The sequence below is a fragment of the Pseudomonas parasichuanensis genome, assembly GCF_021601385.1.
Taxonomy (GTDB): Bacteria; Pseudomonadota; Gammaproteobacteria; order Pseudomonadales; family Pseudomonadaceae; genus Aquipseudomonas; species Aquipseudomonas parasichuanensis.
In genome coordinates this window covers 77,517-85,469 of the sequence record NZ_BQHO01000028.1, presented here as the reverse complement: position 1 = coordinate 85,469, position 7,953 = coordinate 77,517, and the positions used below count along the sequence as shown (strand labels likewise).

10 protein-coding genes are annotated in these 7,953 nt (G+C 64.1%); 3 read left to right on the top strand and 7 right to left on the bottom strand.

Annotation, left to right across the window (positions count from 1 at the left end):
* Nucleotides 1-128: 128 nt before the first annotated feature.
* From ccoP to ccoN, 4 genes are read right to left on the bottom strand one after another with little or no spacing between them, the layout of a single operon-like run.
* The gene (gene ccoP, locus L6D77_RS20425) at nucleotides 129-1,070 is read right to left on the bottom strand and encodes a cytochrome-c oxidase, cbb3-type subunit III (protein ID WP_232883851.1); all 942 of its coding nucleotides are present in this window, start codon (nucleotides 1,068-1,070) and stop codon (nucleotides 129-131) included.
* The gene (locus tag L6D77_RS20420; RefSeq protein ID WP_232883957.1) at nucleotides 1,067-1,258 is read right to left on the bottom strand and encodes a cbb3-type cytochrome oxidase subunit 3; all 192 of its coding nucleotides are present in this window, start codon (nucleotides 1,256-1,258) and stop codon (nucleotides 1,067-1,069) included. Before L6D77_RS20420 ends, ccoP begins: the two co-directional genes overlap by 4 nt.
* Before the next feature lie 5 nt (nucleotides 1,259-1,263).
* The gene (gene ccoO, locus L6D77_RS20415; RefSeq protein ID WP_232883852.1) at nucleotides 1,264-1,872 is read right to left on the bottom strand and encodes a cytochrome-c oxidase, cbb3-type subunit II; all 609 of its coding nucleotides are present in this window, start codon (nucleotides 1,870-1,872) and stop codon (nucleotides 1,264-1,266) included.
* A gap of 13 nt (nucleotides 1,873-1,885) precedes the next feature.
* The gene (gene ccoN / locus L6D77_RS20410) at nucleotides 1,886-3,310 is read right to left on the bottom strand and encodes a cytochrome-c oxidase, cbb3-type subunit I (RefSeq protein ID WP_232883853.1); all 1,425 of its coding nucleotides are present in this window, start codon (nucleotides 3,308-3,310) and stop codon (nucleotides 1,886-1,888) included.
* 49 nt (nucleotides 3,311-3,359) lie between these two features.
* Between ccoN and L6D77_RS20405 the strand changes: the two genes are divergently transcribed.
* Nucleotides 3,360-4,052 carry an alpha/beta family hydrolase gene (locus tag L6D77_RS20405; protein ID WP_232883854.1) on the top strand — a complete coding sequence of 231 codons (693 nt, stop codon included), beginning with the start codon at nucleotides 3,360-3,362 and terminating at the stop codon, nucleotides 4,050-4,052.
* 127 nt (nucleotides 4,053-4,179) lie between these two features.
* Here L6D77_RS20405 and ppnP read toward each other — a convergent pair whose 3' ends face one another.
* Both ppnP and L6D77_RS20395 read right to left on the bottom strand, forming a co-directional pair.
* A complete protein-coding gene (gene ppnP, locus L6D77_RS20400) occupies nucleotides 4,180-4,464 on the bottom strand; it encodes a pyrimidine/purine nucleoside phosphorylase (protein ID WP_232883855.1) in 285 nt (94 codons plus the stop codon).
* A gap of 72 nt (nucleotides 4,465-4,536) precedes the next feature.
* Nucleotides 4,537-5,088 (bottom strand): 3'-5' exonuclease, encoded by a 552-nt coding sequence (locus L6D77_RS20395; RefSeq protein WP_232883856.1) that lies wholly within the window; start codon nucleotides 5,086-5,088, stop codon nucleotides 4,537-4,539.
* Between the two features lie 178 nt (nucleotides 5,089-5,266).
* Here L6D77_RS20395 and L6D77_RS20390 point away from each other — a divergent pair, with 178 nt between their 5' ends.
* Nucleotides 5,267-6,067, top strand: a complete 801-nt coding sequence (locus tag L6D77_RS20390) for a substrate-binding periplasmic protein (RefSeq protein ID WP_373870610.1) — start codon at nucleotides 5,267-5,269, stop codon at nucleotides 6,065-6,067.
* Nucleotides 6,068-6,130: 63 nt separating this feature from the next.
* The gene (locus tag L6D77_RS20385; RefSeq protein WP_232883857.1) at nucleotides 6,131-7,141 is read left to right on the top strand and encodes a GNAT family N-acetyltransferase; all 1,011 of its coding nucleotides are present in this window, start codon (nucleotides 6,131-6,133) and stop codon (nucleotides 7,139-7,141) included.
* Between the two features lie 118 nt (nucleotides 7,142-7,259).
* Here L6D77_RS20385 and L6D77_RS20380 read toward each other — a convergent pair whose 3' ends face one another.
* Nucleotides 7,260-7,787 (bottom strand): RNA polymerase factor sigma-70, encoded by a 528-nt coding sequence (locus L6D77_RS20380; protein ID WP_232883858.1) that lies wholly within the window; start codon nucleotides 7,785-7,787, stop codon nucleotides 7,260-7,262.
* Nucleotides 7,788-7,953 lie beyond the last annotated feature (166 nt).

Sequence of the window (7,953 nt, the reverse complement as noted above, 5' to 3'; positions counted from 1 at the left end):
TGTGGGAGCGGGTTCACCCGCGAAGGGCTGCTGGGCAGCCCTTCGCGGGTGAACCCGCTCCCACAGGTGGGGCGTACCTTCAATGGCGGCGCGGTACCTGTGGGAGCGGGTTCACCCGCGAAGAGGCGTTACTTGGCGGTTACAGCTTCAGGCACTTGATCCTGCGACAGGCTATACACATACGCCGCCAGCAGGTGGACCTTGTCGTTGCCCTGGATATCCTGCTGCGCCGGCATCTGGCCCTGGCGGCCGTAACGGATGGTCTGCTGCAACTGGGCGAAGCTCGAGCCGTAGATGAACGCTTGCGGGTGGTTCAGGTTCGGTGCGCCCATGGCCGGGGTACCCTTGCCTTCCGGCCCGTGGCAGGCCACGCAGTTGCTGGCGAAGATCTCCTTGCCCTTGGCCGGATCGGCCTTGGCGTCCGCCGGCAGGCTGCGGCCATCGAGGTTGGTGAGCACGAAGGCGGCCACATCGGCCACGCCCTGCTCGCCGATCACCGTGGCCCAGCCCGGCATCACGCCGTGGCGGCCATTCATGATCGAGGCCTTGATGGTTTCCGGCTCGCCGCCCCAGCGCCAGTCCTTGTCGGTCAGGTTGGGGAAACCGTAGGAACCCTTGGCGTCGGAACCGTGGCACACCGAGCAGTTGGAGGCGAACAGCCGGCTGCCCATCTTCAGTGCCTGCGGGTCCTTGGCCACTTCTTCCACGGGCATGGCGGCGTACTTGGCGAAGATCGGGCCGAACTTGGCGTCAGCCTTTTCCATTTCCTTTTTCCACTCGTCGACGCCGGTCCAGCCGTTCTCGTAGCCGGGCAGGATGCCTTTCCAGTTGCCCAGGCCCGGGTACAGGATCAGGTAGCCCACCGAGAACACCAGGGTGCCGACGAACAGCCAGAACCACCACTTGGGCAGCGGGTTGTCGTACTCCTCGATGCCGTCGAAGCTGTGGCCCATGGTCTGGTCGGTGGTGTCGCTGCTCTGGCCCTTGCGGGTGCCGAGCAGCAGCCAGGTCAGGCCGATCAGGCTGCCGAGGGTCAGTACGCTGATGTACGTACTCCAGAAGGTGGTCATTGCCCGTTACTCCTAATGGCAGGTTCCTGCCCGGCAGGGGGCAGGCGGTCGTCGACGAAGGGCAGCAGGCGCGCTTCGGCGAAATCACGGTCGCGGCGACGGTTGAATACCCAGAGCGACAAGCCGATGAAGGCGATCATCACCACCAGGGTGCCCAGGCCACGGATCATGCCGATGTCCATTTCCATCGCACTCACCTCTTGTTCTTGATCGAGGTGCCAAGCACCTGCAGGTAGGCGACCAGCGCGTCCATCTCGGTCTTGCCCTTGACTGCGTCGCGGGCACCGGCGATGTCCTCGTCGGTGTACGGCACGCCCAGGGTGCGCAGGGTGCGCAGCTTGACGTCGGTGTGGCTGTTGTCGACCGGCGTCGCCACCAACCACGGGTAGGACGGCATCTTCGACTCCGGTACCACGTTGCGCGGGTTGTACAGGTGCGCGCGGTGCCAGTCATCGGAGTAGCGGCCACCCACGCGGGCCAGGTCCGGGCCGGTGCGCTTGGAACCCCACAGGAACGGGTGGTCCCACACGCTCTCGCCGGCCACCGAGTAGTGGCCGTAGCGCTCGGTCTCGGCGCGGAACGGGCGGATCATCTGCGAGTGGCAACCCACGCAGCCTTCGCGAATGTAGATATCGCGGCCTTCGAGCTGCAGGGCGGTATAGGGCTTCATGCCCTCCACCGGGTTGTTGGTGACATCCTGGAAGAACAGCGGGACGATCTGGGTCAGGCCACCGATGCTGACGGCGAACACCATCAGCAGCGCCATCAGGCCTATGTTTTTCTCAACGACTTCATGGTTCATCAGGCTCTACTCCTCAAGCCAGCTGGGCGTTGGCAGGGGCTTCCACGACGCTTGGCGAACGCACCGTGCGCCAGGTGTTCCAGGCCATCAGGAACATGCCGCTGAGGAAGATCGCACCGCCGACGAAGCGCACGACGAAGCCGGGGTGACTCGCCACCAGGGTTTCCACGAACGAGTAGGTGAGCGTGCCGTCGCTGTTGACCGCGCGCCACATCAGGCCCTGGGCGATGCCGTTGACCCACATCGAGGCGATGTACAGCACGGTGCCGATGGTCGCCAGCCAGAAGTGCGCGTTGATCAGCCCGAGGCTGTACATGCGCTCTTTGCCGAACACCTTGGGGATGGTGTGGTACAGCGCGCCGATCGAAATCATCGCCACCCAGCCGAGGGCGCCGGCGTGCACGTGGCCGATGGTCCAGTCGGTGTAGTGGGACAGGGCGTTGACCGTCTTGATGGCCATCATCGGGCCTTCGAAGGTGGACATGCCGTAGAACGCCAGCGACACCACCAAAAAACGCAGGATCGGGTCGCTGCGCAGCTTATGCCAGGCGCCCGACAGGGTCATCATGCCGTTGATCATGCCGCCCCAGCTCGGGGCCAGCAGCACCAGGGACATCACCATGCCCAGCGACTGCGCCCAGTCCGGCAGCGCGGTGTAGTGCAGGTGGTGCGGGCCGGCCCAGATGTACAGGGTGATCAGCGCCCAGAAGTGCACGATCGACAGGCGATACGAATACACCGGGCGCTCGGCCTGCTTGGGCACGTAGTAGTACATCATCCCCAGGAAGCCGGCGGTGAGGAAGAAGCCCACGGCGTTGTGGCCGTACCACCATTGCACCATGGCGTCGGTGGCCCCGGCGTACACCGAGTACGACTTGGTCAGGCTCACCGGCAGTTCCAGGTTGTTGACGATGTGCAGGATCGCCACGGTGAGGATGAAGGCGCCGAAGAACCAGTTGCCCACGTAGATGTGCTTGGTGTTGCGCTTCATCAGCGTGCCGAAGAACACCACGGCGTAGGCGACCCAGACGATGGTGATCAGGACGTCGATCGGCCATTCCAGTTCGGCGTACTCTTTCGAGCTGGTGTAGCCCAGCGGCAGGCTGATCGCCGCCAACAGGATCACCAGTTGCCAGCCCCAGAACGTGAACGCGGCCAGGCGCGGTGCGAACAGGGTGGTCTGGCAGGTGCGTTGCACCGAATAATACGAGGTGGCGAACAGGGCACAGCCGCCGAAGGCGAAGATCACCGCGTTGGTGTGCAAGGGTCGCAGGCGGCCGAAGCTGGTCCACGGCAGGTCAAGGTTGAGGGCGGGCCAGGCGAGCTGGGCGGCAATGAAGACGCCGAGCCCCATCCCGACGATGCCCCACACCACCGTCATGATGGCGAATTGGCGGACCACCTGATAGTTGTAGGCGGTACTGCTGGTTGTGTTCATGTATGGGTTCCCATCCACGGTTATAGGCAGGCTAGACAGCGAGGCAAGCATGATTAATGGGCAAAGTGCCGGTATTGACGGGGATCAATGGGCGCAGATTGCAAATGCCCCAGGCTTGCGCTGCGATCCTCCGCGAATCGCGGGCGAACGAGGGCAAAACAGCTGGCTGATCCTGGCCCATGGCGCGGGCGCGCCAATGGACAGCGGCTTCATGGACGACATGGCGCAAAGGCTGGCCGGGCTTGGGGTAGGGGTGGTGCGCTTCGAGTTTCCGTACATGGCCCAACGGCGTGTCGACGGGGGCCGGCGCCCGCCCAATCCGCAGAAGGTGCTGCTCGACTGCTGGCGGGATGTATACAACCAGGTGCGACCATTGGTCGCGGGGCCTTTGGCCATTGGCGGCAAGTCCATGGGCGGGCGCATGGCCAGCCTGCTGGCGGACGAACTCGGTGCCGATGCGCTGGTGTGCCTGGGCTATCCGTTCTATGCCGTGGGCAAGCCGGAAAAGCCGCGCGTCGAGCACCTGGCCGGGTTGCGCACGCGCACGCTGATCGTCCAGGGGGAGCGTGATGCCCTGGGCAATCGGGAAGCGGTGCAGGGGTATGAACTATCGCCAGCGATCGAAGTGAGCTGGCTGGTGGCGGCGGACCATGACCTGAAGCCGCTGAAGGCTTCGGGGTTCAGCCATGCGCAGCACTTGCAGGCGGCGGCGGAGAAGGTGGCGGGGTTCTTGTTGAAATAGTGTCTGTTTCTTCGCGGGTAAATCGCAGCGGCGAACCGCCGCTCCCACAGGTGCCCTCAGATCTCAAAGGCTGTGCTGTACCTGTGGGAGCGGGTTCACCCGCGAAGAGGCCAGTGCAGGCTATCGCTTAGTCGCGGTACTCGCACAGGTAGGCGGTATCGACCTTCACCTGCAACTGGAACTTGCTGTCGGCGGCCACATTGAATTTGTCGCCGGCGTTGAAGGTTTCCCAGTTGTCGCTGCCCGGCAGCTTGACGATCAGCGCGCCGGAAACCACATGCATGATTTCGCGCTTGGCGGTGCCGAACTCGTATTCGCCCGGGGCCATCACGCCAACGGTAGCCGGACCTTCCGTACCCTGGAAGGCGATCGACTTGACGGTGCCATCGAAGTACTCATTGACCTTGAACATGGGCGACTCCTGAAAAGGGGATGAAAAAAGGGCTGGCCAGTATGCCCAAGGCCCGCCCTTGCGTCATCTGTTTCAGGCGCCGCCCGCCGGCAGGCTCAACGGCAGCAGCCGGGCAGTGTTGCGCGCATCTTCCAGGGCCCTGTGCTGCTGGCCGCTGAACTGCAGCCCGGCCAGTTGCAGGGCGCTGTTGAGCCCAGCCGGCCGCTGCAGGTGGCGGGCCTTGGCGAAGCGCTGCTTGAGGTTGATGTGCGGCAACTGTTCGAGCAGGCTGCGCTGGTGATGCAGGTGCCACTCCTGCAGCAGTTGCTTGCGGTCGTAGTCGCCCCAGCTGACCCAGGCCTGCAGCTGCGCCTGGTGCTCACCCAGCCAGCGTTCGAAGGCGCCCCACACCGTGCCGAAGGGCTCGGCGCCATCGACATCGGCCTGGCTTATATGGGTCAGCTCGCGGCAGAACGGCGTCAGCTGCGGCCGCCGCCGGGGCCGTACGAAACGCTGGAAGTGGTCCACCTCGCGCCCTTCACGGGTGACCAGGCTCGCGCCGATTTCTATGATTTCCATCTCCGTGACCGGCCAGCCGCCGTCGTCGGTGGTGGCTTCCAGGTCGATCACCAACCAGTGGCCCATGCCAGGCTCCCTATCAATACGCGGTAGCCCGCCTTCTCACCGGCGGGCCCGTAAAGGGTAGCCAATGTCGCGGCGCGCGGCATCCGCTGGCACTTTGGCATATCCGGCGGTTGTGCACGCCTGGGAAAACGCCTAGCTTAGGCGCATCCAGGCCACCACCCGTGACGAGTGTCCCGACTTGATCCCTCTGCCCAGCCTCAAGCTGTCCTGCCTTGTGTTGTTGTTCGCCGCGTTGTCGCTGACGGCGGCGACGTGGGCGGGCGAGGCGGTCGAGGTGAAGATTGGTGCGGCGCATTTCCCGCCTTATACCGTTCGCCCGGAGCAGGGCGCCGATACCGGCCTGCTGCCACAGCTGGTGGAGGCGTTGAACGCGCTGCAGGCCGACTACCGCTTCGTACTGGTGCCCACCTCGATCCCCCGGCGCTTCGGCGACTTCCAGCAAGGCCGCACCGACATGGCGATTTTCGAGAACCCGCAATGGGGGTGGCAGGGCATCGCGCACACGACCGTGGACATGGGGCTGGAGGATGCCGAGATCTTCGTCACGCGCCAGCAGCCGGGGCGTGACCAGCACTATTTCGATGACCTGCACGGCAAGCGCCTGGCGTTGTTCAACGGCTACCACTATGCCTTCGCCGACTTCGAGCCCGACCCGGCGCTGCTCAGGCAACGCTTTCAGGCGACCCTGACCTATTCCCACGACAGCAACCTGTCCATGGTCGAGCGCGGGCGTGCCGACATCGCCCTGGTGACCCGCTCGTACCTCAGCGACTTTCTCAAACGCAACCCTGCCAGCCTCAACCAGCTGATGGCCTCGCAGCGGGTCGACCAGGTCTACCACCATTACGCGCTGCTGCGTCCGGACGCCCCCATCAGCGCCGAAGGTTTCACCGGGTTGTTGCGCCGACTGCGCGAGAACGGTGAGCTGTTGCGCATCTTCCAGCCCTACAAGATCACCGTCGAAGCGCCCCGCGACTAAATTGCCTCGGCATGCAGACGTTCTCAGGAGTGAGCCTTTCTTTCATTTCCTGTGAGCCCTGACATGCCGTTCGATGCCGCTACGCCCCCTTGCGCGCCACGCTGGCGCAGCCTGCAGGCCGACGAAGGCGATTGCCGCCTGAGCCTGACCCTGGAAGGACGCCCCCTCATCAGCCTGCGCCTGGTGCCGGGCGACACCCTCGAAGCCCACCTGCAACAGATCTGCCCCGAGCGCCCGGAGCAGGCGCTGTGGGCTGCCTGCTACTGGCTGTTGTCACGCGAACCGGCCTGCCAGCGCCTGGCCTGGCACCTGCCGCAACCGATACCCCAGGCCGTCGCCAGTGGCCTGTTGCTGCCTGATGCGGCGCCGGGTCGTTACCTGTGCGAACGCACGCTGTTCTGGCAACTGCCCCAGCCGTGGCTCGGCGAGTCCCTGGCCGGGGTCTATCCGCAGCAAATGCAGTTGAGCAACGGCAAGCGTCACCCGCGCCGGGCACCCAAGCCACGGGGTGAGGTGTACCGACGCTTCGATGCGCGTCTGGGGGCCTGGGTGTCGCTGCGCACCCTGGAAATCAGCCAGGACCTCGAACGCTTCAACCGCTGGCAGAACAACCCGCGCGTGGAGCAGTTCTGGCAGGAAGGTGGCTCGCTCGAGCAGCACCGCGAATACCTGGCCAAGCTTGAGCAAGATCCGCACACCCTGACCCTGATCGGCTGCTTCGACGACGAGCCGTTCGCTTATTTCGAAGCGTACTGGGCCAAGGAGGATCGCATCGCGCCGTTCTACCCGGCCGACGACTACGACCGTGGCATCCACATGCTGGTGGGCGAGGAGACACATCGCGGTCCGCACAAGGTCGCCAGCTGGCTGTCGGCGCTGGTGCACTACCTGTTCCTCGACGACCCGCGCACCCAGCGGGTGGTGGCCGAGCCGCGTGCCGACAACGGCAAGATGATCGGCTACATGCACGACCAGTGCTTCCACTGCGAGAAAGCGTTCGATTTCCCGCACAAGCGGGCGGCGTTGATGATCCTGGGGCGGGAGCGGTTCTTCGATCGGTGCCAGTTGGTGTGATGCAGCAGGGGCCGCTTTGCGGCCCTATCGCGGCACAAGGCCGCTCCTACAGGACAGTGTGATTCCCTGTAGGAGCGGCCTTGTGCCGCGATAGGGGCGCGAAGCGACCCCAGGGATTTCAGGCTTGGCGGCTGCTCTTGCGGCAATGGATGAGCGCATCGCGGATCATGAAGTTGACCAGCGTCGGCGACACCCCCAGCTCCTTGGCGATGTCCTTCTGCGGCACGCCATGCAGGCGGTACATCTCGAAGGCATAGCGGGTGCGCTGGGGCAGCTCGTTGAGCGCATCGGCAATGTGTTCGAGGGTCGCCAGGTTGATGTGCGTGGCTTCGGGCGAGGCGTTCTGGATGACCACGTTCAACCCTTCCTCCTCGCTGCCGGAGTACTTCAACTCCATGGCCTGCTTGCGGTAGTGGTCGATGGCCAGGTTGCGCACGATCTGGAACAGGTAGCTGAGCTGGGCCTTGAACGACGAGGTGATCTGCGGCGCGGCGCTGAGCCGGAAGAACGCGTCCTGCACCACATCCTCGGCGCGTGAACGGCAGCCAGTGATGCGCGCGGCGATCTTGACCAGGATGCTGCGGTTGTCGACGAACGCCTGGAGCAGTGGTGAATCGCACTTACTTGTGGACAGTTGTTCCGCCATGGAATTTTCACCTTGTCTCAGAGGGGAAAGGGAGCACGTCCCGTTGGGAGGCTTCCTACGACGTGCGACAAACTATGCATAATGATAATGATTGTCAAATACGAAAGTTAATGATTTAGCATTCCATCTGGTTCTAAGCCAAACGCTGTGAACTGCTTCAAACCGT